Origin of the sequence: Ramlibacter tataouinensis (assembly GCF_027941915.1) — a bacterium.
In the GTDB taxonomy this organism is placed as follows: domain Bacteria; phylum Pseudomonadota; class Gammaproteobacteria; order Burkholderiales; family Burkholderiaceae_C; genus Ramlibacter; species Ramlibacter tataouinensis_C.
Genome location: NZ_CP116009.1, coordinates 1,495,360 through 1,519,166, shown reverse-complemented (window position 1 = coordinate 1,519,166; position 23,807 = coordinate 1,495,360). Strand labels below are relative to the sequence as shown.

Here is a 23,807-nt window from a genome sequence, read left to right as displayed (position 1 = left end):
GGCGTGTCGCTTGTGCTCCTACGCGCACTCGTGGCTGCTGCTGACCGACGGCATCGGGCGCGAGGGGCAACTTGCGGCCCATGCAAGCACGAACCGAACCCTGGCGCGAGGTGCGCATGCCGGCCGGTCCGCACCATCTGGTCGGCGACCTGGTTTTGCCGGGTGCGGCAACCGGGTTGGTGCTGTTCGCGCACGGCAGCGGCAGCGGCCGCCACAGCGCACGCAACCGCCAGGTCGCGCGGCGGCTGCAGGATGCGGGCATCGCCACCTTGCTGTTCGACCTGCTCACGCCGGAGGAGGAGCAGGTGGACCTGCACACCCGCCAGCACCGCTTCGACATCCCCCTGCTGACCCAGCGGCTGCAGGATGCGACCGCGTGGGCCGCGGCCGAACCCGACCTGCGCAGCTTGCCGATCGGCTATTTCGGCGCCAGCACCGGCGCCGCCGCCGCCTTGATCGCGGCGGCCCGGCTGGGGCGCCGGATCGGCGCGCTGGTCCTGCGCGGCGGGCGGCCGGACCTGGCCGGACCGGTGGTGCTGGGCGAGGTGCAATCGCCGACGCTGCTGATCGTCGGCGCGGCCGACCCGGTGGTCCTGCAACTCAATCGGCACGCCTGCCAGCACCTGCGCGTGGAGCATGAGCTGCGGCTGGTGCCCGGCGCCACCCACCTGTTCGAGGAGCCGGGCGCGCTGGAGCAGGTCGGCGACGCCGCCGCGCAATGGTTTGCCGGGCACCTGATCGACCACGCGCAGCACGCCTGATGCCGGGCGCCAGCTTCCCATGAGCTGCGAGCGGCAGTCGAAGGCGCTAGCATGGCGCGCCATGGCCTACATGCTGCTGATCATCGAGCCGCCCGACCAGCGCGCGACCCGTACCGACGCGCAAGGGCGGGAGGTCTACGAACAGATGACCCGCTTCGCCGCGGGCCTGCGCGAGCGGGGCGTGCTGCGCGACGGCGAGTCGCTCGCCTGGCGTGACGGCTCGCCCGCCCGCCTGCAGGTGCGCGACGGCCAGGCCCGCCTGCTGGACGGTCCCTTCGCCGAAGCCAAGGAAATGGTCGGCGGCTTCTTCCTGCTCGATTGCGACACGCGCGAGCAGGCCCTCGCGATCGCCCAGGAATGCCCTGCCGCCCAGTGGGCCACCGTCGAGGTCCGCAAGCTCGGCCCCTGCTACTCGTAATCGGGGTCAGATACGAATTCCCGGGCATTCGCCGGAAATTCGTATCTGACCCCGATCTTGTTGTCGATCGGGGCGGGGCTGGTTCGTCGTGCAGATGTCACCCTCTCACCCAAGGAGCCGCCATGGACCCCGTCGTTCACTTCGAGTTGCCCTGCAAGGACCGCGAGCGCATCGCCCGCTTCTTCGAGCAAGCCTTCGGCTGGAAATGCCAGATGCTGGGCCCCGAGATGGGCCACTACGTGGTCGTCACCACGGCCGAGGCGGACGCTCGCCCGGACGCGCCGCGCGGCGCCATCAACGGCGGCTTCTTCACGATCGACCCCTCGATGCCGGCGCAACTGCCGGGCATCGTGATCGGCGTGGCGGACATCCGCGCATCGATGCGCAAGGTCGGCGAAGCCGGCGGCCAGGTGCTGGGCGAGCCGATGGACATCCCCGGCGTGGGACCCTACGTGGCCTTCCTCGACACCGAAGGCAACCGCTCCAGCATGCTGCAGCCGCTGCGGACGGCCGGCTGAACACGAGGAGAGTCGCCATGCGATTCATGATCCTGGTCCGCGCCACCGACATGACCGAGCGGGGCGAATTCCCGCCCGACACCGAGCAGCTGATGGCCGACATGGCCGCCTTCCACGAGGAGATGGCGCAGGCCGGCGTGCTGCTCGACGCCAACGGCCTGCAGCCGTCCAGCCAGGGTTTTCGCATCCGCCACGAGGGCGGCCGCGTGCGGGTGATCGACGGCCCCTTTGCCGAGAGCAAGGAGCTGGTGGCCGGCTACACGCTGATCCAGGTGCGCGACCGCGAGGAAGCGCTGGCCTGGGCACGGCGCTTTCCCAACCCGATGGGCGAAGGCCGGGTGGGCGAGATCGAGGTGCGGCCGCTGTACGCGATGGAGGACTTCGAGCGCAAGGGCATTCCGGGTGCCGAGCGCTTCCGTCAGCTCGGCACCCTGGAATGAAAGGAACCACTATGGCCCGCCAGATCTTCGTCAACCTGCCGATCCGCGACATGGCGCGCTCCAGAACGTTCTTCGACGCGCTCGGCTTCGGCTTCAACCTGCAGTTCACCAACGAGCAGGGCGCCTGCATGGTGATCGCCGACGGCAGCAGCTACGCCATGCTGCTGGTCGAGCCCTTCTTCCAGGGTTTCACCAAGAAGCCGGTCGCGGACGCACGCAAGTCCACCGAGGTGCTCATCGCGCTGTCGTGCGACAGCCGCGAGGAAGTCGACGACATGGTGCGCAAGGCGCTGGCCGCCGGCGGCACCGCGCCCAACGCGCCGCAGGACCACGGCTTCATGTACCAGCATGGCTTCGAGGACCTCGACGGCCATGTCTGGGAGGTGTTCTGGATGGACGCCAAGGCCGCGCCGCCGCAGGCCTGACCGCCCGGGCCGCAGCGCGCCATGCACTCGTCCACCCATGACGCCATCGCCGCGGCCTGGCGCATCGAGTCGGCCAAGGTGGTGGCCACCGTCGCGCGCATGGTGCGCGACGTGGCCATCGCCGAGGAGCTGGCCCAGGAGGCGCTGGTGGCGGCGCTGGAGCGCTGGCCGCGCGACGGCCTGCCGGACAAGCCCGGCGCCTGGCTCATGGCCACCGCCAAGAACCGCGCGCTCGACCACCTGCGGCACCGGCAGATGCAGGAGCGCAAGCACGAGGAGCTGGGGCATGACCTGGAAGCGCGGGAGGCGCTGATCGTGCCGGACTTCACCGATGCGCTGGATGCCGCGCGGCAGGACGAGATCGGCGACGACCTGCTGCGGCTGATGTTCACGGCCTGCCACCCGGTGCTGCCGACCGAGGCGCGGGTCGCGCTCACGCTCAAGCTGCTGGGCGGGCTGACCACGCACGAGATCGCGCGCGCCTTCCTGGTGCCCGAGCCGACGGTCGCCCAGCGCATCGTGCGCGCCAAGCAGAAGCTGCGCGACGCCAAGGTGCCGTTCGAGGCGCCGCGCGGCGAGCAACTCCAATCCCGGCTGGACTCGGTGCTGGAGGTGGTCTACCTGGTGTTCAACGAGGGCTACACGGCCACCGCGGGCGACGACTGGATGCGCCCGGCGCTGGCGCAAGAGGCCCTGCGGCTGGCGCGCATGCTGGCCGAGTTGGCGCCCGGTGCGGCCGAAGCGCACGGGCTGGCGGCCTTGCTGGAACTGCAGGCCTCGCGCCTGAACGCGCGCACCGACGCGCAAGGCCGGCCGATCCTGCTGGCCGACCAGGACCGCTCGCGCTGGGACCGGCTGCTGATCCGCCGCGGGCTGGCGGCGCTGGCCCGGGCCGAAGCGCTGTCGGCGCAGCAGCGCGGGCCCTATACCTTGCAGGCGGCGATCGCGGCCTGCCACGCCCGCGCCGCCACCGCGGGCGCAACCGACTGGCAGGCCATCGCGGCGCTGTATGCCGAGCTGGCGCGCGTGGCGGCGTCGCCGGTGGTCGAACTCAACCGGGCGGTTGCGGTCGGCATGGCGCAGGGCCCGGCCGCCGGCCTGGCGATCGTCGAGCGGCTGCTGGAGGACAAGGCGCTGCGGCAGTACCCCTGGCTGCCCAGCGTGCAGGGCGACCTGCTGGACAAGCTCGGACGCAAGCAGGAGGCGCGGGCCGCCTTCGAACGCGCCGCCGCGCTGGCCGGCAATGCGCGCGAGAAGGCCCTGCTGCTGGAGCGGGCGAAAGGGTCGGGCTGATTCCCGGAGCCAGCAAGGCTCGCTGCGCAATCCTTGCCTTGGCTTCCGGTCACCCCTTCACCGGCCCCGCCAGTGGCCGCTCGGTGTAGCGCGACTTGCGCTTCTTCTTCGTGGTTGGCTCCGGCGCAGGCGCGGGCGCCGCCTTCTCGGGTTTGCGGAAGCCCAGGTCCTCTTCCGTCAGGCCGTAGAAGGCGATCGCGTCCTTGATGCGGGCGATCACCACCTCCACCTCGCGCCGGCGCACTTCCTCGGCCTGCTTCTTGAGCAGCTCGATCTCTTCCAGCATCTGGCTGTACGTCTTCCTGTTCACGTCCGTCCTTTCCGCCGGGGCGCCGCGGCCCACGCCGGCCAGTATCGCGCTGTCAACGGTGGCGGCCCGTCGGACGGTTTCCACTGCCGAGCCGGTCGCCGGCTGCGGGACAATGGGGGACCATGACCAGGAACCCGCAGCCCGCCGTCACCGAGTTCGAGCCGGAGTTCATCGCCGGCCTGAAAGCCATCTTCGAGGACAGCATCGTGTTCAACCAGGTGCTGGGCCTGAAGATCACCAGCCTCAAGCCCGACCGCGCCGTCGGCCGCATCGAGATGCGCAAGGAACTGGTCGGCCACCCCGCCTACAACCGCCTGCACGGCGGCGTGGTGTCGGCCGGGCTCGACGCCATGGGCGGGCTGGCCTGCCTGGCCGCCATGGGTGCGCGCCACATGGCCGAGCCGCCGGCGACGCGCCTGCAGCGCTTCGCCAAGCTTGGCACCATCGACCTGCGCGTCGACTACCTGCGCCCCGCCATCGGCAGCCACTTCGAGCTGCGCGCCGAGGTGCTGCGCCTGGGCTCGCGCGTCGGTTCCACGCGCATGGAATTCCTGGACCCGGACGGCAAGCTGCTGTGCACCGGCGCCGGCGCCTACATCGTTTCCTGACCGCCATGAAGCCGATCACGCTGCGCGGAAAACCCCTGGCCGGCGGCGCGCTGCCCGCCGTGTGCGTGCCGCTGGTGGGCCGCGACGCCGAGGCGTTGCTGGCCGAGGTGGCGGCGGTCGCCGCCGAGCCGCCCGACCTGCTGGAGTGGCGGGTCGACTTCTTCGCCGCGCTCGGCGACATCGCCCACGTCGTTGACACCGCCGTGCGCATCCGCCAGGCCGCCGGGGTGCCGCTGCTGTTCACGCGCCGCTCGCAGCGCGAGGGCGGCCAGCCGATCGCGCTAAACGAACCGCAGGTCCTCGAGCTGTACCGCGCCGTCTGCATGCAGGGCGCCGCCGACATCGTCGATGTCGAGATGGCGGCGGATCCCGACCACATCGCAGCCGTGCGCGAAGCGGCGCGCGCGAACGGCATCGCGCTGCTGCTGTCGTTCCACGATTTCGACCGGACGCCGCCCGTCGCCGAGCTGCTGCAGCGCTTCCGCCAGGCCGGGCAGCTCGGCGCCGACATCGCCAAGCTGGCCGTGATGCCGCGCCGGCGCAGCGACGTGCTGGCGCTGCTGCAGGCCACGCTGCAGGCCAGCGAGGAGCTGCCCATTCCGGTGGCCGGCATGGCGATGGGCGCCCTGGGCGCGGTCAGCCGCCTGTGCGGCGGCGAATTCGGCTCGGCGCTGACCTTTGCCGTGGGCCGGCAGGCCTCGGCGCCGGGCCAGCTGCCGCTGGCCGACCTACGCCGCGGGCTCTCTGTCCTGCGCGGGAGCCGAAGCGGGAGCTGAGGCGGCAGCGGTCCCGGCGTTCGGAGCGGGCGCGGGGGCCAGGGGCGCCGATTCCGCGTTCTCCTCGCGCACGTCGGTCAGCAAGCTCCAGCACACCAGGAACATGGCCGCAATCACCGGCCCGATCACGAAGCCGTTGAGCCCGAACAGGCTGATGCCGCCGACGGTGGCCACCAGCACCAGGTAGTCGGGCATGCGGGTGTCGCGCCCCACCAGCATGGGGCGCAGCACGTTGTCGACCAGCCCGATCACCAGCACGCCCCAGGCGATCAACCCGAGGCCTTCCAGCACCATCCCGGTGAAGAGCTGGTAGATCGCCACCGGCCCCCACACCATCGCCGCGCCGACGGCGGGCAGCAGCGACAGCAGCGCCATCAGCGAACCCCACAGCGCCGGGCCGGGGATGCCCAGGAACCAGAAGGCCAGCGCACCCAGCGCGCCCTGGACCACGGCGACCACCACGTTGCCCTTGACGGTGGCGCGCACCACGGTGACGAACTGCGACAGCAGCTTGCGGGTCTGCTCCGGCCGCAGCGGCACCGCCCGCTCGATGCGCCCGACCAGGGCGCCGCCGTCGCGCAGCAGGAAGAACAGCACGTACAGCATGATGAAGAAGGACACCACGAACTCCAGCGTGACCTGGCCGATGCCCACCAGGCCGCTGGTGATGGCCTGGCTGCTGCGCGACAGCAGTTCGCCGGCGCGCTGCAGCACCGCCGGCAGGTCGAACAGCCCGAAGCGCGCCAGCACCGACTGGGCCCAGGCCGGCAGCGCATCCATCATTTGCTGCAGGAACTGCCCGGGCTGGATCTGGCCGGACTTGACGCCCTGGTACAGCATCGAAGCCTGCTCCACCACCGACGCGCTGACCAGCGACAAGGGCAGGATCACCATCAGCACGATCGACAGCAGTGTCAGGGAAGCCGCCAGTGTCGAGCGCCGCTTTACCAGCCGCCGGACGTACTGGTGCATGGGGAAGAACACGATGGCCAGGAACAGCGCCCACAGCACCGCCCCCGCCAGCGGCCACAGCACCCCCAGGAAGGCGAAGGTGAAGCCCGCCACCAGCCAGAGCAGCGTCTTGTGCTCCAGCGCCGGGGAGAGCAGGGGGTCGGGTGGTTCGCGGGAATCGCTCATGCGCGCTTCTCGATCGGACGCGGCCGGCCGTTGTCGTCGATCGCCACGTAGGTCACCGTCGCTTCGGTCACCTTGACGAACTGGCCCTGCGCGCGGTGGCGCTCGGCGAACACCTCCACCTGCACCGTGATCGAGGTGCGGCCGATGTGCGTGACGCAGGCATAGAACGACAGGATGTCGCCCACCCGCACCGGCTGCTTGAAGATGAACTCCTTGACCGCCACCGTGGCCATGCGCCCGTTGACGTGGCGCGCCGGGATCACCGAGCCGGCCAGGTCGACCTGCGCCATCACCCAGCCGCCGAAGATGTCGCCGTTGCCGTTGGTGTCGGCCGGCAGCGGGATGACCTTGAGCACCAGCTCCTTGTCGCTCGGCGGCGTGGCCGGGCCCAGCGGCGATGAACCGGACACTGCGCTTGAATTCGGGGAGGCGGGCACAATCTCTCCAAGAGTCACCTGAACTGGATTGTCCCCGAATGCGCCGGTACGGCGACGCCTCCTTCCGCCACATCCCGCCCGCCGCCGCCCCCGGTTCCCCACCGCCGAAGAGCGCCGACTGGGCCACGCTCAAGCGCCTGCTGCCCTACCTGTGGGAATACAAGTGGCGGGTGGCGATCGCGCTCGCCTTCATGGTGGGGGCCAAGCTGGCCAACGTCAGCGTGCCAATCGTGCTCAAGCACCTGGTCGACTCGCTGAGCCTGAAGCCGGGCGACGCCGCGGCCGTGCTGGTGGTGCCGATCGGGCTGCTGATCGGCTACGGCGCGTTGCGGCTGTCCACCACCCTGTTCACCGAGCTGCGCGAACTGGTGTTCGCCAAGGCCACCCAGGGCGCGGCGCGCAGCATCGCGCTGCAAACCTTCGAGCACCTGCATTCGCTGTCGCTGCGCTTCCACCTGGAGCGCCAGACCGGTGGCATGACGCGCGACATCGAGCGCGGCGTGCGCGGCATCGAATCGCTGATCTCGTTCTCGCTCTACAGCATCGTGCCCACGCTGTTCGAGATGGCGCTGGTGCTGGGCATCCTGGCGGTGCGCTTCGACGCCTGGTTCGCCTGGATCACGCTGGGCGCGCTGGTGGTCTACATCGGCTGGACGGTGGTGGTGACCGAGTGGCGCACCAAGTTCCGCCGCCAGGCCAACGAGTTCGATTCGGCCGCCCACACCAAGGCGGTGGACTCGCTGCTCAACTACGAGACCGTCAAGTACTTCAACAACGAGGACTTCGAGGCGCGGCGCTACGACCAGAGCCTGGAGAGCCTGCGCCGGGTGCGGCTGAAGGCGCAGAGCACGCTGTCGCTGCTCAACACCGGCCAGCAGCTGGTGATCGCCACCGGCCTGATCGCCATGCTGTGGCTGGCCACCGAGGGCGTGGTCGCCGGCCGCATGACGCTGGGCGACCTGGTGATGATCAACGCCTTCATGATCCAGCTCTACATCCCGCTCAACTTCCTGGGCGTGCTGTACCGCGAGATCAAGCAGAGCCTGACGGACCTGGACAAGATGTTCACCCTGATGGACCGCGAGCGCGAGGTCGCCGACCAGCCCGGCGCACCCAGCCTGCTGCCGCTGCCGCGCGCGGGGGCGGCCCGCGACGAGGGGACGGCCGTCGACTCCACCATCCGCTTCGAGAATGTCAGGTTCGCCTACGAACCGGCGCGCATCATCCTGCACGACGTCAGCTTCGAGATCCCCGCCGGCAAGACCGTCGCCGTGGTCGGCCCGTCCGGCTCCGGCAAGTCGACCCTGGCCCGCCTGCTGTACCGCTTCTACGACGTGCAGCAGGGCCGCATCACCATTGCCGGCCACGACATCCGCGACGTCACGCAGGCCAGCGTGCGCCAGGCGATCGGCATCGTGCCGCAGGACACCGTGCTCTTCAACGACACCGTCGAATACAACATCGCCTACGGCCGCCCCGGCGCCAGCCGGGCCGAGGTGGAGGCCGCCGCGAGGGCCGCCCGCATCCACGCCTTCATCGACAGCACGCCGCGCGGCTACCAGACCATGGTGGGCGAGCGCGGCCTGAAGCTCTCCGGCGGCGAGAAGCAGCGCGTGGCGATCGCCCGCACCCTGCTGAAGGACCCGCCGATCCTGATCTTCGACGAGGCGACCTCGGCGCTGGATTCCGCCAACGAGCGCGCCATCCAGGCCGAACTGCGCAGCGCCGCCCGCAACAAGACCACGCTGCTGATCGCGCACCGGCTGTCCACCGTGATCGACGCCCACCAGATCCTGGTGATGGACACTGGCCGCATCGTCGAGCGCGGCACCCACGCCGAACTGCTGGCGCGCAACGGCCGCTATGCGCAGATGTGGTCGCTGCAGCAGCAAAGCGGCGAGATCCCGGACCCGGAGACGGCGGTGCGGGAGATGGCGAAGTAGTCCGTCATCCCCCGCGAAGGCGGGGGATCCAGCGCAACGCGCCCCCGCCCGCCGAACCGACCTCGCCGTCCCCACCGGGCGCCCGCTCCCTCACTGGCGCACACCGTCGGCGCCCCGAGCCCCCCGCATAAAATCCCGCGATGCTCGACATCACCCTGCTGCGCAAAGACCTGGATGCCGTGGTCGCCCGACTGGAGGCGCGCAAGAAGCCCCAGACCTTCCTGGACGTGCCCGCGTTCAAGGCGCTCGAAGCCGAGCGCAAGACCATCCAGAGCCGCACCGAAGAGCTGCAGGCCCGGCGCAACCAGCTGTCCAAGCAGATCGGCCAGCTCAAGGCCAAGGGTGAATCGGCCGACGCCGTGATGGCCGAGGTCGCCGACATCAAGACCGAACTCGAGCGCTCCGCACAGCGGCTGGACCAGATCCAGCCCGAAATGCAGGCGCTGCTGCTGGCCATCCCCAACCTGCCGCACGAGAGCGTGCCGGTGGGCGAGGGCGAGGACGGCAACGTGCAGGTGCGCGCCTGGGGCACCCCGCGCACCTTCGACTTCGCGCCCAAGGATCACGTCGACGTCGGCGAGCGGCTGGGCCTGGATTTCGACACCGCCATCAAGCTCAGCGGCGCCCGCTTCTCGGTGATGAAGGGCCCGATCGCCCGGCTGCACCGCGCCCTGGCCCAGTTCATGCTGGACGTGCAGACGCGCGAGCACGGCTACACGGAGTGCTACACGCCCTACATCGTCAACGAGGCCACGCTGCGCGGCACCGGCCAGCTGCCCAAGTTCGAGGCCGACCTGTTCGCCGTCAGCAAGGGCGGCCAGGAGGGGCTGGCCTCGGACGAGCAGCAGTCGCTGTACCTGATCCCGACCAGCGAGGTGTCGCTGACCAACTTCGTGCGCGACGAGGTGCTGGCCGAAGCGCAGCTGCCGATCAAGCTGACCGCGCACACCCCCTGCTTCCGCTCCGAGGCCGGCAGCGCCGGCCGCGACACGCGCGGCATGATCCGCCAGCACCAGTTCGACAAGGTCGAGATGGTCCAGGTCGTCCACCCCGAGAAGAGCTACGAGGCGCTGGAGCAGATGACCGGCCATGCCGAGGCCATCCTGCGCAAGCTCGGCCTGCCGTACCGCGTGATGCTGCTGTGCACCGGCGACATGGGCTTCGGCGCCGCCAAGACCTACGACCTCGAGGTCTGGCTGCCCGCGCAGAACACCTACCGCGAGATCAGCTCGGTCTCCAACTGCGAGGCCTTCCAGGCGCGCCGGCTGCAGGCGCGGTTCAAGACGGCGCAGGGCAAGAACGAGCTCGTGCATACGCTCAACGGCTCCGGGCTGGCCGTAGGGCGCACCCTGGTGGCCGTCCTGGAGAACTACCAGCGGGCGGATGGCACGGTCGAGGTGCCCGAAGTGCTGCGGCCCTACCTGGGCGGAGAAGCGGTGTTGTCACCCGCCGCCTGAGCGACTCCCGCGGGCTGCGCTAGAATGCGCGGCTTCGCACCACGCGAACCGAATTCAGGAGCGGTGGCAGAGTGGTCGAATGCGCCGGACTCGAAATCCGGTATACGGTTTCACCGTATCGAGGGTTCGAATCCCTCCTGCTCCGCCAACGCTTCATGCAAGACAAGGGCCTTCGGGCCCTTTTCCATTTCGACCCATCGCGCCACCCATCGTACGGACGCGTGCGCCGGGTGCGGTAGCGTCACACGCTGGACCCTGTAACATCCGACTAACTTGGTGATGAGCACAGCTGGCATGGCGACGAAACTAACACCCGAGGCCGAAGACTTCGCCCTGATCCCGGATGATCAGCAAGAGGACGAGGACGATATTCACGGCGAGATAACGTCCAAAGACGCGGTCGTGATGAACGCGGACTGGACAATCGAGACGCTTAACGGGCAGATCAACAAAGGCAACATCGATCTGCAGCCGGGATTTCAGCGACGAGCGGCTTGGGATGACACTCGTAAGAGCCGGCTGGTTGAATCGATCATTGTCGGCATGCCGATTCCCAACATCGTGCTTGCCGAAAACAAGAAGCATCGCGGCCGATTCATCGTCATTGATGGGAAGCAACGGCTACTCGCGATCAACGATTTTCTCAATGGAAAATTCTCGCTCCGCGGTCTCGACATTCGAGATGATCTGAATGAGCGAACCTTCGCGCAGCTGCCAAGTGAGGATCGCGAATTCCTCGAGAACAGTACCCTCCGCTCGTCTCTTATCAAGAATTGGGCGGACGACAACTTCCTGTTTGCGATCTTTTTTCGTCTGAACAGTGGAAGTCTCCCGTTGTCGCCCCAGGAGCTTCGGAAGGCCTTGATTGGCGGAAATCTTCTCGATGCGATCGAGGCATATCTGCAAGCTAGCAAGCCGTTCCAATCCATTTTCGGCAACGGCTTGGACAAGCGCATGCGCGATTCTGAGTTGGTGCTGCGCTTCATCGCCTACGATCGGGCGCTCGAAGAGTATCGAGGTGACTTCAAAGAATTCCTCGACCAAACGACGCGTTTCTTTGAGGCTGATTGGAATCAGCGCAAACCTGCCGCCGATGAGGCCATGAAGCGTCTCGACGGAGCGCTCACCGCAGCTCACGCGGTTTTCGGTAGAGATGCTTTCAAGAAGTGGGTAGGCGGCAAGTACGAGCGGGTCATCAACCGCGCGGTGTTTGATTGCGTCGTTAGATTCTTTGCGGAGCCTGCTGTAGCCAAGGCAGCAGTGCAAAAGAGGACGCAAGTCGTCCAGGCATTCCACAAGGTGTGCCTGTCTACTGAGTTCAAGGACGCGATCGAGAAGACCACCAAGAGCCTTGAAGCGACGAAGACGCGGATTGATATTTGGGGCTTGGTGCTCGCAGATGTCCTCCGGCTGAAGTACGACTCAACCATCCGCCGCATAGCGTGACATGGCTGCCCCGTGTCCGCTGTTTCTCGCGATGGAACAGCGCGTGCAAGCGCTAGACGCGAAGTTTCTCGCCGCTCAAATCGCTGCCGAGACGGCAGCACCGCTAACGTTCGTTCCAGATCTTGACCAGCTCGCCGCGTTTCGGCTGCTTGTTCACGCGGAGATCGAAGACTTCTTGGAGTTGAAGGCAAAGGAGAGTCTCAATGCGGCCCGGGCGAAGATCGCGACACCCGGGTGCAACCTGTGGGAACTGCAAGAGATCTTCGTTGTCGCTGTAATCCTGGGCCGTTCGCTGACGATTGGAAGCCCCTTCGATCGCGCGAAATTGCTGGCAAACATGGACGCTTGCATAGGTGCGGCGCTGGACGAGGTTTCAAAGAACAACGGGATCAAGTCGGAGTCGTTCTTCATGCTTGCGGGATTTGCAGGCAAGGCCATCGACCAGTTCCCGTCTCTTTCTGTATCTCTGACGAGCTACGGAAAGACGCGGGGGGACGTTGCGCACAAGAGCGTGGCGCGGGTCTCGACGATCCTTGCCCCGTCCGCCGAATCTGCCGAGGTCAAGAGCGTGCTCGAAGGTCTCAAAGCCTTCTTCTACGGGCCCTAGCTGACTTCGCTGCCGGAACGTTAGGTCTTCTGCCCGCCCCAACTTAGCGGACAGACCGTCTGGCTCCGCGAACAGTTCTTGTTCGGCCACCCGCAGCGCGCCCGCAAATACCTCGATCGCATCGAGTGAAGGGTTGCCCATACCGCGTTCGACGCGGCTCATATAAGAGCGTGCATATCCGCAGGCATCTGCAAAGGCTTCCTGCGACAGGCCAGCCTGCTCGCAAAGTTCCCTGAGGCGTAGCCCAAAGCGCACACGTAGCGTCTGTTTTCGCACGAGGCGAATCTGAGGCTTTGTGCATCAATAGGCCACGCACTGATTGTTGTCGCACTAATCGTGACATACCATAACGGCCGAGGTCACTGAGGTGTCTGCGTGATCGATGGCACTCCAAGTTGCAGAAGCTGTTCCCTTGGCCGCCGAAGCGGGAGTTGGACTCGTAGCGAAGGGCGCTCGCTCTTCCGGCCTTTAGGCAATCTTCTGCCTCCTGTCAAAACTTACAGGCTGGACGTTTTTGAGCTCTTCAGTAATCATTCAAGAAACAACGATGTGGAGCAGCGATATGTCCGGAAGTGGTGGTGGAGGCAGTTGGCCAAATGACGTGAGCTATATCCCTTGCGATCAGCTCAAGTTCATCACGCAGATCTCGTCACCGCAGCATCCCGCGATTCTGAGTGTCAATCCTGGTGACGTGTTGGACGTTGCGATCCAGCCGCTTAACGGGATTCAGGCCGTCACGGTGCTGAAGAACGGGCAGGTTGTCGGCGGACTCGTCGGCGGCAAGGTCGATCGGCTGCGGGAGTGCCTGCTGCAGGGGAACACCTTCAAGGCGACCGTTCTCGCGTCCAACGGTCCGCAGGTACGGGTGCAGGTCGAGCCCATTTGACATGAGCATTCATGTTGTGGGTGGTACGTACTCCGAGTACTGCGTGCATCCCGAGTGGAACGAGCTTTACGGATCGGGCGGCCGTGCAGCGGTTGCGCTGGCCGAGATGGGGAGCTCGGTCCAACTCCACACGTACCTCGGTGCGCAGGATCTTGCTCGGTTTCGAGGCGCTTTCGCGCTCTATGGGACCAGACTTGTCGTCGATGCATCGCCAACGGAGCGGGCTGTACGCTTCAAGTACGTGCACGACTCCGCTGAACCGACCATCACGCCTGCCATCCTGCCCAATCTGCCTCCCATCCCTCTGAAGGAGGCGAAGGTTGTGCGGTTCGGCATGATGGAGGGTGACGCCGTCGTGGACGCGGACCTAGCTGTTTACGATCCTCAGAGCCCGGGTTCGCCAGTTTCGTTCGGCCGCAATGGCTCTTCGGCGAAGCGGCTGGCACTGGTCCTGAATCTGGCAGAAGCGCAAGCATTGCTTGGCGCGGGGGTCAGAACCGCGGAGGAATGCGCGCGTGGGCTCGCTGCGCAAGAAGGTGCCGAGGTCGTGGTAATCAAGCAGGGCCCGCGCGGGGCGCTTGTGTGGGACAAGGGGCAGGTCGGCTCAGTGCCCGCGTTCCGAACGGAGTCGGTGTGGAAGATCGGGTCCGGAGACTGCTTTGTGGCGCACTTTGCGCTGTGCTGGATGGAGCAGGGAACGAGCGCGTTGGAGGCTGCGGCAACAGCGTCACGCGCCGTCGCGTATTACTGCCAATACCGTTCCCTCCCCGCTGCTACTCAGCTGCAAGCATTTCAGCCGGCGCCTGTGAAGGTCAGCGCACGCTATCAAGGTGGTGCCGTTCCGAAGGTGTACCTCGCGGGGCCGTTCTTCGACCTGTCGCAGATCTGGCAAGTCGATGAAGCCCAGCGCAACCTTCAGGACTTTGGGCTTGACGTCTTTTCTCCGTTTCACGATGTCGGCTTCGGGCACTCGGGGGACGTCGTGGAGCAGGACTTAAAGGCGCTGGACGAGGCCGACATGGTGTACGCGATTGCGGGCGGGGCGGATCCTGGAACGATCTTCGAGGTCGGATATGCGCGGGCCCAGGGGAAGCCGGTCGTGATCTACAGCGAGCGCGAGGCGCCGGAGAGCATGAAGATGGCGGAGGGCAGCGACTGCAGGATTTGCAGCGACTACACGACGTCGCTGTACGAAGCGCTTTGGACTGCGGTGCAGCCGTGAAGACCTCTCTTCTTTTGTCCGGCGGCATGGACTCAATCTGCGTCGCCTGGTGGAAGCGCCCGGAATTGGCGGTCACCATCGACTATGGGCAAGCGGCGGCGCAGGCGGAGGTAATGGCGGCGCGGGCGGTCTGCGCGCAGCTCGGCATCGAGCATCACCTCATTCGGGTTGACTGCCGCGAGCTCGGCTCAGGGGACATGGCGGGGCGCGAGGCCGATGCCGCTGCGCCGGCGAGCGACTGGTGGCCATATCGCAATCAGCTGCTGGTGACGCTGGCGGCAATGAAGGTGATCTCGCTGAGTGCGGTCAAACTGTACATCGGTACCGTGCGGTCTGACGAATTGCACAGGGACGGCACGGTGCGGTTCGTAGAGCTGATTAACGAGCTGCTGCAGTATCAGGAGGGCGGGCTGCAGGTGGAGGCCCCCGCGATTGCGATGAGCACGTGGGAGCTCGCGCGCACGGTATCGGTGCCACCTGAGCTGATTGCCTGGGCGCACAGCTGCCACAAGGCCAACTTACCGTGCGGGAATTGTCGGGGTTGCAACAAGTACGAGGCGAGCATGTTTGAGCTTGGCTACGCGTGCGTGCCGTGACGCCGCGCGCGTGCCCTCAACCCTCATCGCCTACTCAGCGCGGGTAAGGGGCGGGCGATCAGTGCCCTTGCCTTAAGTTGGCTCAAGGAGCTACCGATCGAGCCAGTTGCGGCCGTCCGCTACAGACGCCTCTTACCGTCAAGCGCGGCTACGCAGGAGCGTGAGATGTACCTCATCGACGGCGGAGGTCCGATTCGGCCAGATCAGTCTTCGGGACAGCGGTACTGAAGTGCGTCTATCGCCGGAACACTGTCGTCGGTAGGGCGCGCAGCCAGTCCTGCTGCTGACCACTCAGCCAGATCAAGACTGTTTGGCCCCCGCCACGTCGATAGCGAGGTTTGTCCTCCCTGAATCTACGACCACCTGCTTCAACTGGGGAGCGAGCTCGGGCCCACTCCAGGCCCGATTCATGCGTCCACCCCCTCGTACTCCCGCCGCAGCATCCGCGCCGCCTCCACCATCGCCCGCAGCTTCCCCTGCGCCACCTCCCGCGGCAGGTACTTCATGCCGCAGTCGGGCGCCAGGATCACCTGTTCGGGGGCGATGTGCTGCAGCGCCTTGCGCACGCGGGCGGCGATGACCTCGGGCGTCTCGACGTTCATGTCCGACAGGTCGATGCAGCCCACGAGGATCTGCTTGCCGCCCAGTTGTTCGAGCACGCGGGTGTCGAGCTTCGATTGGGCGGTCTCGATCGACACCTGCTGGCAGCGGCAGCCGGCCAGCTCGGGCAGGAACGAGTAGCCGCTCGGCCGCTCGTGGATGATGGCTGCGTAGCCGAAGCAGATGTGCACGCAGGTCGTTCCCTGCACGCCGTCCAGCGCGCGGTTCAGCGCTGCCAGGCCGTACTGGCGCGCCTTCTCCGGCCGGGCCTGCATGTAGGGTTCGTCGATCTGCACGATGTCGGCGCCGGCCGCGAACAGGTCCTTGATCTCGGCATTCACGGCGTCCGCGTAGTCGGCCGCGGCCTCCTCCTCGGTCTTGTAGAAGTCGTTCTGCGCCTGCTGCAGCATGGTGAACGGACCGGGCACGGTGATCTTGGTGCGGCGCGTCGTGTGGCGCTTGAGGAACCGGAGGTCGTCCACCTCCACGGCGTGCTTGCGCCGGATCTTGCCGACGATGCGCGGCACCGGGTTGGGGTGCCCGGAGCGGTCTAGCGCGGAGCCCGGGTTGTCCAGGTCCACGCCCTCGAGCGCCGTGGCGAAGCGGTTGGAGTAGCTCTCGCGGCGGATCTCGCCGTCCGAGACGATGTCCAGCCCGGCCTCTTCCTGGAAACGGATGGCCAGCAGCGTCGCGTCGTCCTGCGCCTGGGCCAGGTAGGGCTCGGGCAGGCGCCACAGCTCGCGGGCCCGCACGCGCGGCGGGAAGCGCCCGGCCAGCTTGGCGCGATCGATCAGCCACTCGGGCTGCGGGTAGCTGCCAACGATGGTGGTGGGAAACAGCATGGATCTCTCCTTTGCGTCAGACACCGAGGTAGGCCTGGCGGATCTCCGGCCGCTTCATCAGTTCGTCGGGTTCGCCCTCGGCCACGATCCGGCCCAGCTCCAGGACGCAGGCGCGGTGCGACACCCGCATGGCCATCGAGACGTTCTGCTCGACCAGCACGATGGTGATGCCGCCCGCGCTGACCTTGCGGATCGCATTGAACATGTCGGCCACCACCAGCGGGGACAGGCCGAGCGACGGCTCGTCCAGCAGCAGCAGGCGCGGACGCGCCATCAGCGCGCGGCCGATCGCCACCATCTGCTGCTGGCCGCCCGATAGTTCGCCCGCCAACGCCGACAGCCTGGGCTTCAGGGCCGGGAACAGCTGCAGCACTTCGTCCAGCGTCTGGCGGCGTTGCGCCTTGGCCGCCGGCAGGAAGCTGCCGATGTCGAGGTTCTCCGCGACGGTCATGCCGGCGAAGAGGCGCCGGCCTTCGGGCACCAGCGCGATGCCGGCCTCGCAGAAGCGGTGGGGCGGCAGGCGCGTGATGTCGCGGCCGGCCATGGTGATGCGGCCCGACAGCGGGCGCAGGATGCCGGCCAGCGTGTTGACCAGGGTGGTCTTGCCGGCGCCGTTGGGGCCCACCACGCACAGCAGCTCGCCCGGCCTGACCTGAAGCGAGATGTCCCACAACGCCCGGGCCTCGCCATAGGCGACGGTGACCTGCTCCAGCTCAAGCATGCGAGACCCCCAGGTAGGCGCTCATGACCGCCGGGCTCTGCATCACCTCGCGCGGCGCGCCTTCGGCCAGCATGGCGCCTTGGTCGAACACGACGATGCGGTCGGTCAGCGCCATGACCGCGTCCATCACGTGCTCGACGAAGACGATGGTGGTGCCCTGGTCGCGGATGCGGCGGATCAGCGTCACCGCCGACTGGATCTCGGTCGGCGTCAGCCCGCACAGCACTTCGTCCAGCAGCACCAGCCGGGGCCGCGAAGCCAGCGCGCGGGCCAGCTCCAGGAACTTGCGCTGGTGCAGGTTCAGCTCGCCCGGCAGCATGTGCGCCTTGCCGTCCAGGTGGGTGAACGCCAGCCACTGCAGCGCCTCGCGCCGGCCCTCTTCGATCGTGCCCAGCCCCTGGCCGGCGTACATGGCGGCGATGGCGACGTTGTCCAGCACGCTCAGCTGCGAGAACGGACGCGGGATCTGGTAGGTGCGCGCGATGCCGGCGCGGGCGATCCGGTGCGCCGGCCGGCCGGCGATGTCGCGCCCATCGAGCAGCACCTGGCCGGCATCGGGCAGGAAGTGGCCGCTGACGACATTGATGAAGGTCGACTTGCCCGAGCCGTTCGGCCCCAGCAGGCCCAGGATCTCGCCCTGGCGCACCTCCAGGTTCACGCTGGACAAGGCCTTGAGGCCGCGGAAGGACTTGCTGAGGTTCCTGACGGTCAGCAGCGGCGGGGGCGGGCGGTTGCCATCCCCTTCACCCTCGCGTGGGCGCGCGTCCAGCGCTCTCACGGGAGCCGGCGCAAGCGCAGGCGCCGGATTCCCGCCTTCGCGGGCTGGGCGCGACCGCCGCAACCGGCCCATCACCCCTTCGGGCATGAACAGGATGCCGATCACCAGGATCAGGCCGATCACCCCCTTGCCCAGCACCGCGTACTCGCCGCCGGTGAAGGCGAACAGCAGGCAGGTGATGGCGATCGCGCCGATCGCCGGACCGGCCCAGTGGCGCGTGCCGCCCAGGATGCTCATGAGCACCACCGTGAGCGGCACCGTCAGGTTGAAGGTCTCCGCCGTCGTGATGTAGGACACGAACAGCGCGTGGATGCCGCCGGCCCAGCCGGCGAGCGCGCACGAAACCGCCAGCGCCACCAGCTTCCAGCGGTAGGTCGGCACGCCCATCACCTCTGCTGCTTCCTCGTCGTCGTGGATGGCGAACAGCCCGGCGCCGAAGCGCGAGTGGCGGATGGCCCAGGCGATCAGCAGGGTCGCCACCGCCGCGGCGAGCATCATCAGGTACAGGCTGGAAGTCGGCGTCGGGCCGATCCGGGGCACCGGCACCGCGTTGAGGTAGACCCCGGGGCCGCCGTCGATCGGCGTGTTGCCGATGATGGTGGCGATCACGAAGGTGACGGCCAGCGTGAGCAGGGCGAACAGTTCGCCGCGGACGCCGCGCACGCGGAAGGCGACGGCGCCGATGCCGACGCCGATCGCCGCCGCGACCAGCGCGGCCACCGGCAGCGTCCACAGGAACGGCCACTCGAACTTGGCCGCGAGCGTGGCGCTGGTGTACACCCCGGCGCCGAAGAAGGCGCCATGCCCGAACGAGAAGTAGCCCGCGTAGCCCGACAGGATGTTCCAGGAGGTGGCCAGCACGATCCAGAACAGCGCCAGGTAGAGGAACGACTCGTAGAAGGCCGGCAGCCGCAGGAATGGCAGCGCAGCCAGCAGCAGGCCGGCACCGAGCACGGCCGCAGGAGCGGGGCGCACCCTCATCGCACCCGTCCCGGCCGCAGCAGCAGGATGAGGATCAGCAGCGTGAACGACACCAGCGGCGCCCACGACGGCGAGGTGACGGCCATCGTCACCGCCTCGCTCACGCCGATGACGATGCCGGCCACCAGCGGCCCGAGCGCGCTGCCCAGCCCGCCGAGCATCACCGCCGCGAACACCACGCCCACCCACGCGTACATCTGAGACGGGCTGATGCTGCTGGACAGCGCGATGCACACGCCCGCCACCCCCGCCAGCGCCGCGCAGGCGCCGGCCAGCAGGAAGCCGTTGCGGCGCTGGTTGATGCCGAAGGCCGCCGCCACCGGCGCATCCTCCGCCGAGGCGCGCAGGGCCTTGCCGAGATCCGTGTAGCGCAGCAGCGCCCACACCCCGAGCGAGATGCCGACCGCGAGGATCAGCGTCAGCAGCTCGGGGATTGGCAGGAACAGCGGCCCGAGCCGCAGCTTCGCCTGCGCATAGTGCGACTCGAGCTTGCGCGGGTCGGCCGTCCAGAGGAGCTGCATGATCGACTCGACGATGCCCATGCAGCCGAAGGTGAGCAGCAGCGAGCTGAACGGCGTCAGCCGGAAGCGGTCGGTCAGCCAGTGCAGCCCGGCGCCCAGCGCGAACATCAGCGGCACGATGGCGGCCAGCGTGAGCAGCGGGTCCATCTGCGCCGCCACCGTCAGCTGGTAGCAGATATAGGCCGACAGGAAGGCGAAGGCGAAGTGCGCGAGGTTGATGGTTCGCAGCAGCCCCCACGACAGGCCCAGGCCCAAGCCGAGCAGTCCGTAGAGGGCACCCGCGAACACGCCCGACAGCACCGACTGCGCGAGCAGCGTCCAGCTGGGGAGTTGCATGCGGTCAGCGGGCGATCATCTTCGCGCCCGGCGCGGCGTACTCGGGCGGATACACCACCAGCCACTTGCCGTTCTGCACCTGCTTGATGCGCATCAGGTCGTCGCCGTAGTTGGACGGCCCGTCGAAGCGCAGGCTGCCCTGGATGGTGTCCACCCGGTTCTTCTTCAGCCAGTCGGCGATCTGCCGGTCGTCCAGGCTCTTGGTGGCCGTGACCGCGGCCTCCAGGATCTGCCAGGCCGTGAACGAAGCCGCGGCCTGCACCTCCACCGAGGTGTCCGGGAAGTTGGCCTTGGCGGCGCGCTCGTGGTAGGTCTTGATGAATTCCGCGGCCTTCGGGCGGGTGCTGAAGGGCGGGTGCTCCTCGAAGATGGTGACCGACAGCGCGCCCTGCGCCTCGGGCAGCGTGACCAGCGGCCCGGGCGCGGGATACAGGTAGAAGTGCTGGGGCGGCACGTAGTCGATCTTCTTCATCGCGTCGAGCAGCAGGTTGCCGTCCAGGCCGATCGCGCCCACCCAGACGAAGTCGGGCTTGGCGTCCTTCACGCGGCTGGCGATCGGGCCGAAGTCGCGGTTGCCGAACTCCCACTCGAGGAACAGCACCTCCTGCAGGCCGCGCTTCTTGATCGTCTCGCGCGCGCCCTGGGACATGAAATGGATGGACGGGAACTTGCTCGTCACCACGGCGACCGTCTTCGGCGGCTTCGGGCCCTTGGCCAGTGCCTCGAACACGGTGTTGGTCGTCGTGTTGGCCGGGTCCGACCCGAGGGACCAGGCCGGGAACTGCATGTCGTACTTGGCCAGCGACGGCACGCCCAGCGTGTGGTGCACCAGCACCTTGTTGTAGCGCTGGGCCACGCCCATCGCGGACAGGATGCCGCCGGTGGCGTAGGGGCCCATCAGCAGGTCCACCTTGTCGGAGGTGATGAGCTGCTCGTACAGCGTGCGCGCCAGGTCCGCCTTGGACTGGTCGTCCTTGAGCACCCACTCGACGCGCCGGCCCAGCAGGCCGCCGCGGCGGTTCAGGTCCTCCACGTAGATCTCGCCGACCAGCCTGTGCACCTGCGCCGTGGCCGACAGCGGCCCGGTCAGGGCCAGGGTGCTGCCGATGCGGATCGGTGGTTGCTGCTGCGCCAGCGCCATCGGCGCAGCGGCGGAGAGCGCGGCTGCAGCCAGGAGGGTGCGGCGCGACACGGAACGCGGGTGGGTCATGGCTGTCTCCTTCGTGGGTCGTTATGAGGCGCTGGCGCGCGGGGCGAAGCGGTGGATCCAGGTCTCGAAGCTCGCGAGCGCGCCGCGCAGGAAGTCCTGCGTGTCCGGCACCAGCCGCCCGTCGCCGTCGAACAGGGTGGCGACGCGCCCGAGGTACACCTCCGGGTGCGGCAGGGTGACGGCCCCGGCGCCGGCCAGCGCCTGCTTCAGCGCGAACGAGCCGGCCAGCCCGCCCAGCGGCCCGGTGCTCTGGGACATCACGAAGGCCGGCTTGCCGACCCAGCAGTTGCGGCCGGTCGGCTTGGACGCGACGTCGATCGCGTTCTTCACCGCGCCGGGGATGGACCGGTTGTATTCCGGAACGACGAACAGCAACGCATCGCTTTCCCGTACCGCGCCGCGCAGGCGCACCCAGGCCGGCGGCGCCGCGTCTTCCAGGTCGCCGTTGTAGAGCGGCAGCGCCCCGATCTCGAGTTCGTGGAACGCCAGGCCCGCGGGCGCGAGCGGCTGCAGCGCCTGCGCCAGCCGGCGACTCACCGAGTCCCGCCGCAGGCTGCCCACGACCAGGCCGACTTGCAGGCTCATGGGGCGCTCCGCTCGCGCAGCATGGCCTCGATCTGCCCGTTGTGTTCGCCCAGCGTGGGCGGCGGGCGCACCGACAGCGACCGCTCGCCGTCGAAGCTCACCGGCGGGCGCACCGTCCGGAACTCGCCCATGGTCGGGTGCGTCGCCTGCACCAGCAGCTGCAGGTGGCGCGCCTGCGGATCCTGCAGGGCCTCGTCGGTGTCGTACATCGGCGCGTGGGGCACGTCCTGCGCCAGCAGGCGGTTGCACCATTCGGTGCGGGTGCGGGTGGCGAAGACTGCGGACAGCACGCCGATGATCGCTTCCTGGTTCTCGATGCGCGCCGCGCGCGTGGCGAAGCGCGGGTCCTGCAGCATCCCGGGGCGCTCGATCGCCCGGGCCAGCCCCTGCCAGAACTTCTCCGGCGACGACATGTGCAGCGCGACCCACTTGTGGTCGCTGCACTCCATCACGTAGGACTGCGACACGCGCGGCCGGCTGAACGGCCCCATCACCTCGCCGGCCGAGTAGTAGTGGGTGAACGCATCCAGGTTCCAGTGCGCCATCGCCTCCAGCATGGAGACCTCGACCGTGCGGCCGCGGCCGGTGCGGGCGCGCTCGTGCAAGGCCCCGAGCACGCCGTAGGCCGCGTAGAACCCGGTGACCGCATCGGCGATGGCGGGGCCGACCACGCGCGGGTTGGCGGGGTTGACCAGCAGCTTGAGGTAGCCGCTGGCGGCCTGCGCCACCGTGTCGTAGCTGGGGCGCTTGGCCGAGGGGCCGTCCGGCCCGAAGCCGCTGATCGAGCAGTAGATCAGGCGCGGGTTGAGCTCGCGCAGCTGCTGCTCGCCGACGCCCAGCTCCTGCGCCACGCCCGGTCGGAAATTCTGGATGTAGACATCGGCCGTCTTCACCAGCTCGTACAGCCGCTCGCGCTCGGCCGGCTGCCGGGTGTCGACGGTGATGCTGCGCTTGTTGCGGTTGTAGGTCTGGAAGTGCGGGCTGTACAGGCCGCCCTTGAAGGCGCGGAACGGGTCGCCCGTGACCGGCTGCTCGATCTTGATCACGTCCGCGCCCAGGTCGCCCAGCAGCATGCCGCAGGCCGGGCCGGTGATGAAGGTGCCCTGCTCGAGCACCCGCACGTCGTTCAGCACGCCGGTCATGTCGCGGCTCCGTTGCCCGCCGGACCCTCGAAGACCAGTTCGCGCGTGGCCTGGTAGGACAGCGCGAAGCCGCTCGGGTTGACGGCCTCCTCGGTCAGGTGGGCGATCAGGCTGGCGGTGCGCGCCAGGATGGGCACGCCGCGCAGCGCGCGCAGCGGGAAGTTGGTGCCGAGCAGCACGGCGGGGATCGCCGCCGACACGTTCAGGCGCAGGTCCTTGCCGACGATCTCGGGGATCGCTTGCTCGACCGCCTCGGCAATCTCGACGAAGCGCAGGCGGGTGCCCGCCTCCCGCGCCACTTCGAACAGGCGCGCCACGCGCGGATCGCGCTCCTTGTGCAGCGGATGGCCGTAGCCCGGCACGGCGCGGCCGGCTTCGCGCCAGCGGTGCACGACGGTCCGGGCGGCATCGGCCAGCTTGCCGTCCTTCGCCGCCTCGTCCACCTCGGCGAACAGCTGGCCCGCGGTCTCGGAGGCGCCCAGGATCACGCTGCCGCAGCCGAGGACACCGGCGGCCACCGCCCCCTGCAGCGCGTCCGGCGCCGCCGCGTAGGTCATGCGGCTGGCCTGCACGCTGGGCACCATGCCGTGCTCGGCGATGGCGACCAGCGTCGCCTCCAGCACCCGGGCGTCACCCTTGGACGGGCGCTGCCCGGTGACCAGCAGGCTGAAGTACTCGCCGAAGGAGATGCGTCCGATCAGGTCGCGGCACAGGTCCTCGCCGCGCACGGTGATGCTGTGTTCGTCCGAGGTGCTGATCGCCGTGCGCGGCACGGTGGACTTGCCGATCCGGTTGATCGAGGAGCTCATGC

At 68.2% G+C, this 23,807-nt stretch carries 26 protein-coding genes, 1 tRNA gene and 1 pseudogene; 16 read left to right on the top strand and 12 right to left on the bottom strand.

Annotation, left to right across the window (positions count from 1 at the left end):
• Positions 1-80: 80 nt before the first annotated feature.
• The 6 genes from PE066_RS07180 (at position 81) to PE066_RS07155 (ending at position 3,855) form a co-directional block, all read left to right on the top strand.
• On the top strand, positions 81-761 hold the full coding sequence (locus PE066_RS07180; protein WP_271235871.1) for a dienelactone hydrolase family protein: 681 nt from the start codon (positions 81-83) through the stop codon (positions 759-761).
• Between the two features lie 61 nt (positions 762-822).
• Positions 823-1,179, top strand: a complete 357-nt coding sequence (locus PE066_RS07175) for a YciI family protein (protein ID WP_271235870.1) — start codon at positions 823-825, stop codon at positions 1,177-1,179.
• Between the two features lie 122 nt (positions 1,180-1,301).
• Positions 1,302-1,697 (top strand): VOC family protein, encoded by a 396-nt coding sequence (locus PE066_RS07170; RefSeq protein WP_271235869.1) that lies wholly within the window; start codon positions 1,302-1,304, stop codon positions 1,695-1,697.
• A gap of 17 nt (positions 1,698-1,714) precedes the next feature.
• Positions 1,715-2,137: a YciI family protein gene (locus PE066_RS07165; RefSeq protein WP_271235868.1), complete on the top strand. Its 423-nt coding sequence runs from the start codon at positions 1,715-1,717 to the stop codon at positions 2,135-2,137.
• 11 nt (positions 2,138-2,148) lie between these two features.
• Complete coding sequence (locus PE066_RS07160; protein ID WP_271235867.1) at positions 2,149-2,562, top strand: VOC family protein; 414 nt, start codon at positions 2,149-2,151, stop codon at positions 2,560-2,562.
• A gap of 21 nt (positions 2,563-2,583) precedes the next feature.
• Positions 2,584-3,855 (top strand): RNA polymerase sigma factor, encoded by a 1,272-nt coding sequence (locus PE066_RS07155; RefSeq protein WP_271235866.1) that lies wholly within the window; start codon positions 2,584-2,586, stop codon positions 3,853-3,855.
• A 49-nt stretch (positions 3,856-3,904) separates the two neighbouring features.
• On the opposite strand, the gene PE066_RS07150 is transcribed toward PE066_RS07155, so the two are convergent.
• Positions 3,905-4,165, bottom strand: coding sequence for an H-NS family nucleoid-associated regulatory protein (locus PE066_RS07150; protein ID WP_271235865.1), 261 nt, complete (start codon positions 4,163-4,165; stop codon positions 3,905-3,907).
• 122 nt (positions 4,166-4,287) lie between these two features.
• On the opposite strand from PE066_RS07150, the gene PE066_RS07145 reads away from it, so the two are divergent.
• On the top strand, positions 4,288-4,773 hold the full coding sequence (locus PE066_RS07145) for a thioesterase family protein (protein ID WP_271235864.1): 486 nt from the start codon (positions 4,288-4,290) through the stop codon (positions 4,771-4,773).
• Between the two features lie 5 nt (positions 4,774-4,778).
• A complete protein-coding gene (gene aroD / locus PE066_RS07140; RefSeq protein WP_271235863.1) occupies positions 4,779-5,549 on the top strand; it encodes a type I 3-dehydroquinate dehydratase in 771 nt (256 codons plus the stop codon).
• On the opposite strand, the gene PE066_RS07135 is transcribed toward aroD, so the two are convergent.
• Both PE066_RS07135 and PE066_RS07130 read right to left on the bottom strand, forming a co-directional pair.
• Positions 5,502-6,686: an AI-2E family transporter gene (locus PE066_RS07135; RefSeq protein WP_271235862.1), complete on the bottom strand. Its 1,185-nt coding sequence runs from the start codon at positions 6,684-6,686 to the stop codon at positions 5,502-5,504. The genes aroD and PE066_RS07135 overlap by 48 nt on opposite strands.
• Positions 6,683-7,096, bottom strand: a complete 414-nt coding sequence (locus PE066_RS07130) for an acyl-CoA thioesterase (RefSeq protein ID WP_271235861.1) — start codon at positions 7,094-7,096, stop codon at positions 6,683-6,685. The genes PE066_RS07135 and PE066_RS07130 overlap by 4 nt, the downstream gene beginning before the upstream one ends.
• Before the next feature lie 65 nt (positions 7,097-7,161).
• Between PE066_RS07130 and PE066_RS07125 the strand changes: the two genes are divergently transcribed.
• The 5 genes from PE066_RS07125 to PE066_RS07105 all read left to right on the top strand — a co-directional run bounded on the left by PE066_RS07125 (position 7,162) and on the right by PE066_RS07105 (position 12,576).
• Positions 7,162-9,066, top strand: coding sequence for an ABCB family ABC transporter ATP-binding protein/permease (locus tag PE066_RS07125; RefSeq protein WP_271235860.1), 1,905 nt, complete (start codon positions 7,162-7,164; stop codon positions 9,064-9,066).
• A gap of 140 nt (positions 9,067-9,206) precedes the next feature.
• Positions 9,207-10,523, top strand: a complete 1,317-nt coding sequence (gene serS / locus PE066_RS07120; protein ID WP_271235859.1) for a serine--tRNA ligase — start codon at positions 9,207-9,209, stop codon at positions 10,521-10,523.
• 57 nt (positions 10,524-10,580) lie between these two features.
• Positions 10,581-10,671: transfer RNA gene (locus tag PE066_RS07115), tRNA-Ser, on the top strand.
• Positions 10,672-10,817: 146 nt separating this feature from the next.
• Positions 10,818-11,969, top strand: coding sequence for a DUF262 domain-containing protein (locus PE066_RS07110; protein WP_271235858.1), 1,152 nt, complete (start codon positions 10,818-10,820; stop codon positions 11,967-11,969).
• Between the two features lie 31 nt (positions 11,970-12,000).
• Complete coding sequence (locus tag PE066_RS07105) at positions 12,001-12,576, top strand: hypothetical protein (protein ID WP_271236651.1); 576 nt, start codon at positions 12,001-12,003, stop codon at positions 12,574-12,576.
• Between the two features lie 132 nt (positions 12,577-12,708).
• On the opposite strand, the pseudogene PE066_RS07100 reads toward PE066_RS07105, so the two are convergent.
• Positions 12,709-12,831 (bottom strand): annotated as a pseudogene (locus PE066_RS07100) (helix-turn-helix domain-containing protein); the annotation flags it as partial.
• A gap of 346 nt (positions 12,832-13,177) precedes the next feature.
• Between PE066_RS07100 and PE066_RS07095 the strand changes: the two are divergent.
• Genes PE066_RS07095 through PE066_RS07085 form a run of 3 tightly spaced genes read left to right on the top strand, consistent with a single transcriptional unit; the run spans position 13,178 to position 15,280 of the window.
• On the top strand, positions 13,178-13,462 hold the full coding sequence (locus PE066_RS07095; RefSeq protein WP_271235857.1) for a hypothetical protein: 285 nt from the start codon (positions 13,178-13,180) through the stop codon (positions 13,460-13,462).
• A gap of 1 nt (position 13,463) precedes the next feature.
• Entirely contained in the window at positions 13,464-14,684 is a 1,221-nt protein-coding gene (locus PE066_RS07090; protein ID WP_271235856.1) for a PfkB family carbohydrate kinase, read from the top strand.
• The gene (locus tag PE066_RS07085) at positions 14,681-15,280 is read left to right on the top strand and encodes a 7-cyano-7-deazaguanine synthase (protein ID WP_271235855.1); all 600 of its coding nucleotides are present in this window, start codon (positions 14,681-14,683) and stop codon (positions 15,278-15,280) included. Before PE066_RS07090 ends, PE066_RS07085 begins: the two co-directional genes overlap by 4 nt.
• Positions 15,281-15,687: 407 nt before the next feature.
• Here the strand turns inward: PE066_RS07085 and PE066_RS07080 are convergent, their stop codons facing one another.
• Genes PE066_RS07080 through PE066_RS07045 form a run of 8 tightly spaced genes read right to left on the bottom strand, consistent with a single transcriptional unit; the run spans position 15,688 to position 23,805 of the window.
• Positions 15,688-16,722, bottom strand: a complete 1,035-nt coding sequence (locus PE066_RS07080) for a uroporphyrinogen decarboxylase family protein (RefSeq protein ID WP_271235854.1) — start codon at positions 16,720-16,722, stop codon at positions 15,688-15,690.
• 16 nt (positions 16,723-16,738) lie between these two features.
• Positions 16,739-17,443, bottom strand: a complete 705-nt coding sequence (locus PE066_RS07075; RefSeq protein WP_271235853.1) for an ABC transporter ATP-binding protein — start codon at positions 17,441-17,443, stop codon at positions 16,739-16,741.
• Entirely contained in the window at positions 17,436-19,202 is a 1,767-nt protein-coding gene (locus tag PE066_RS07070; RefSeq protein ID WP_271235852.1) for a branched-chain amino acid ABC transporter ATP-binding protein/permease, read from the bottom strand. The genes PE066_RS07075 and PE066_RS07070 overlap by 8 nt, the downstream gene beginning before the upstream one ends.
• Positions 19,199-20,059 (bottom strand): branched-chain amino acid ABC transporter permease, encoded by an 861-nt coding sequence (locus tag PE066_RS07065; RefSeq protein ID WP_271235851.1) that lies wholly within the window; start codon positions 20,057-20,059, stop codon positions 19,199-19,201. The genes PE066_RS07070 and PE066_RS07065 overlap by 4 nt, the downstream gene beginning before the upstream one ends.
• A 4-nt stretch (positions 20,060-20,063) precedes the next feature.
• Entirely contained in the window at positions 20,064-21,269 is a 1,206-nt protein-coding gene (locus PE066_RS07060; protein WP_271235850.1) for an amino acid ABC transporter substrate-binding protein, read from the bottom strand.
• A gap of 21 nt (positions 21,270-21,290) precedes the next feature.
• Entirely contained in the window at positions 21,291-21,854 is a 564-nt protein-coding gene (locus tag PE066_RS07055) for an NADPH-dependent FMN reductase (protein WP_271235849.1), read from the bottom strand.
• Entirely contained in the window at positions 21,851-22,996 is a 1,146-nt protein-coding gene (locus PE066_RS07050) for a CaiB/BaiF CoA transferase family protein (protein WP_271235848.1), read from the bottom strand. Before PE066_RS07050 ends, PE066_RS07055 begins: the two co-directional genes overlap by 4 nt.
• The gene (locus PE066_RS07045) at positions 22,993-23,805 is read right to left on the bottom strand and encodes a citryl-CoA lyase (RefSeq protein ID WP_271235847.1); all 813 of its coding nucleotides are present in this window, start codon (positions 23,803-23,805) and stop codon (positions 22,993-22,995) included. Before PE066_RS07045 ends, PE066_RS07050 begins: the two co-directional genes overlap by 4 nt.
• Between the last annotated feature and the right edge of the window lie 2 nt (positions 23,806-23,807).

Excerpts from the sequence above, each read along its gene's own strand:
- PE066_RS07180 (WP_271235871.1), top strand. The coding sequence starts at position 81 with ATGCAAGCACGAACCGAACCCTGGCGCGAGGTGCGCATGCCGGCCGGT.
- PE066_RS07175 (WP_271235870.1), top strand. The coding sequence starts at position 823 with ATGGCCTACATGCTGCTGATCATCGAGCCGCCCGACCAGCGCGCGACC.
- PE066_RS07170 (WP_271235869.1), top strand. The coding sequence starts at position 1,302 with ATGGACCCCGTCGTTCACTTCGAGTTGCCCTGCAAGGACCGCGAGCGC.
- PE066_RS07165 (WP_271235868.1), top strand. The coding sequence starts at position 1,715 with ATGCGATTCATGATCCTGGTCCGCGCCACCGACATGACCGAGCGGGGC.
- PE066_RS07160 (WP_271235867.1), top strand. The coding sequence starts at position 2,149 with ATGGCCCGCCAGATCTTCGTCAACCTGCCGATCCGCGACATGGCGCGC.
- PE066_RS07155 (WP_271235866.1), top strand. The coding sequence starts at position 2,584 with ATGCACTCGTCCACCCATGACGCCATCGCCGCGGCCTGGCGCATCGAG.
- PE066_RS07145 (WP_271235864.1), top strand. The coding sequence starts at position 4,288 with ATGACCAGGAACCCGCAGCCCGCCGTCACCGAGTTCGAGCCGGAGTTC.
- aroD (WP_271235863.1), top strand. The coding sequence starts at position 4,779 with ATGAAGCCGATCACGCTGCGCGGAAAACCCCTGGCCGGCGGCGCGCTG.
- PE066_RS07135 (WP_271235862.1), bottom strand. The coding sequence starts at position 6,686 with ATGAGCGATTCCCGCGAACCACCCGACCCCCTGCTCTCCCCGGCGCTG.
- PE066_RS07125 (WP_271235860.1), top strand. The coding sequence starts at position 7,162 with ATGCGCCGGTACGGCGACGCCTCCTTCCGCCACATCCCGCCCGCCGCC.
- serS (WP_271235859.1), top strand. The coding sequence starts at position 9,207 with ATGCTCGACATCACCCTGCTGCGCAAAGACCTGGATGCCGTGGTCGCC.
- PE066_RS07110 (WP_271235858.1), top strand. The coding sequence starts at position 10,818 with ATGGCGACGAAACTAACACCCGAGGCCGAAGACTTCGCCCTGATCCCG.
- PE066_RS07105 (WP_271236651.1), top strand. The coding sequence starts at position 12,001 with ATGGAACAGCGCGTGCAAGCGCTAGACGCGAAGTTTCTCGCCGCTCAA.
- PE066_RS07090 (WP_271235856.1), top strand. The coding sequence starts at position 13,464 with ATGAGCATTCATGTTGTGGGTGGTACGTACTCCGAGTACTGCGTGCAT.
- PE066_RS07080 (WP_271235854.1), bottom strand. The coding sequence starts at position 16,722 with ATGCTGTTTCCCACCACCATCGTTGGCAGCTACCCGCAGCCCGAGTGG.
- PE066_RS07075 (WP_271235853.1), bottom strand. The coding sequence starts at position 17,443 with ATGCTTGAGCTGGAGCAGGTCACCGTCGCCTATGGCGAGGCCCGGGCG.
- PE066_RS07070 (WP_271235852.1), bottom strand. The coding sequence starts at position 19,202 with ATGAGGGTGCGCCCCGCTCCTGCGGCCGTGCTCGGTGCCGGCCTGCTG.
- PE066_RS07065 (WP_271235851.1), bottom strand. The coding sequence starts at position 20,059 with ATGCAACTCCCCAGCTGGACGCTGCTCGCGCAGTCGGTGCTGTCGGGC.
- PE066_RS07060 (WP_271235850.1), bottom strand. The coding sequence starts at position 21,269 with ATGACCCACCCGCGTTCCGTGTCGCGCCGCACCCTCCTGGCTGCAGCC.
- PE066_RS07055 (WP_271235849.1), bottom strand. The coding sequence starts at position 21,854 with ATGAGCCTGCAAGTCGGCCTGGTCGTGGGCAGCCTGCGGCGGGACTCG.
- PE066_RS07050 (WP_271235848.1), bottom strand. The coding sequence starts at position 22,996 with ATGACCGGCGTGCTGAACGACGTGCGGGTGCTCGAGCAGGGCACCTTC.
- PE066_RS07045 (WP_271235847.1), bottom strand. The coding sequence starts at position 23,805 with ATGAGCTCCTCGATCAACCGGATCGGCAAGTCCACCGTGCCGCGCACG.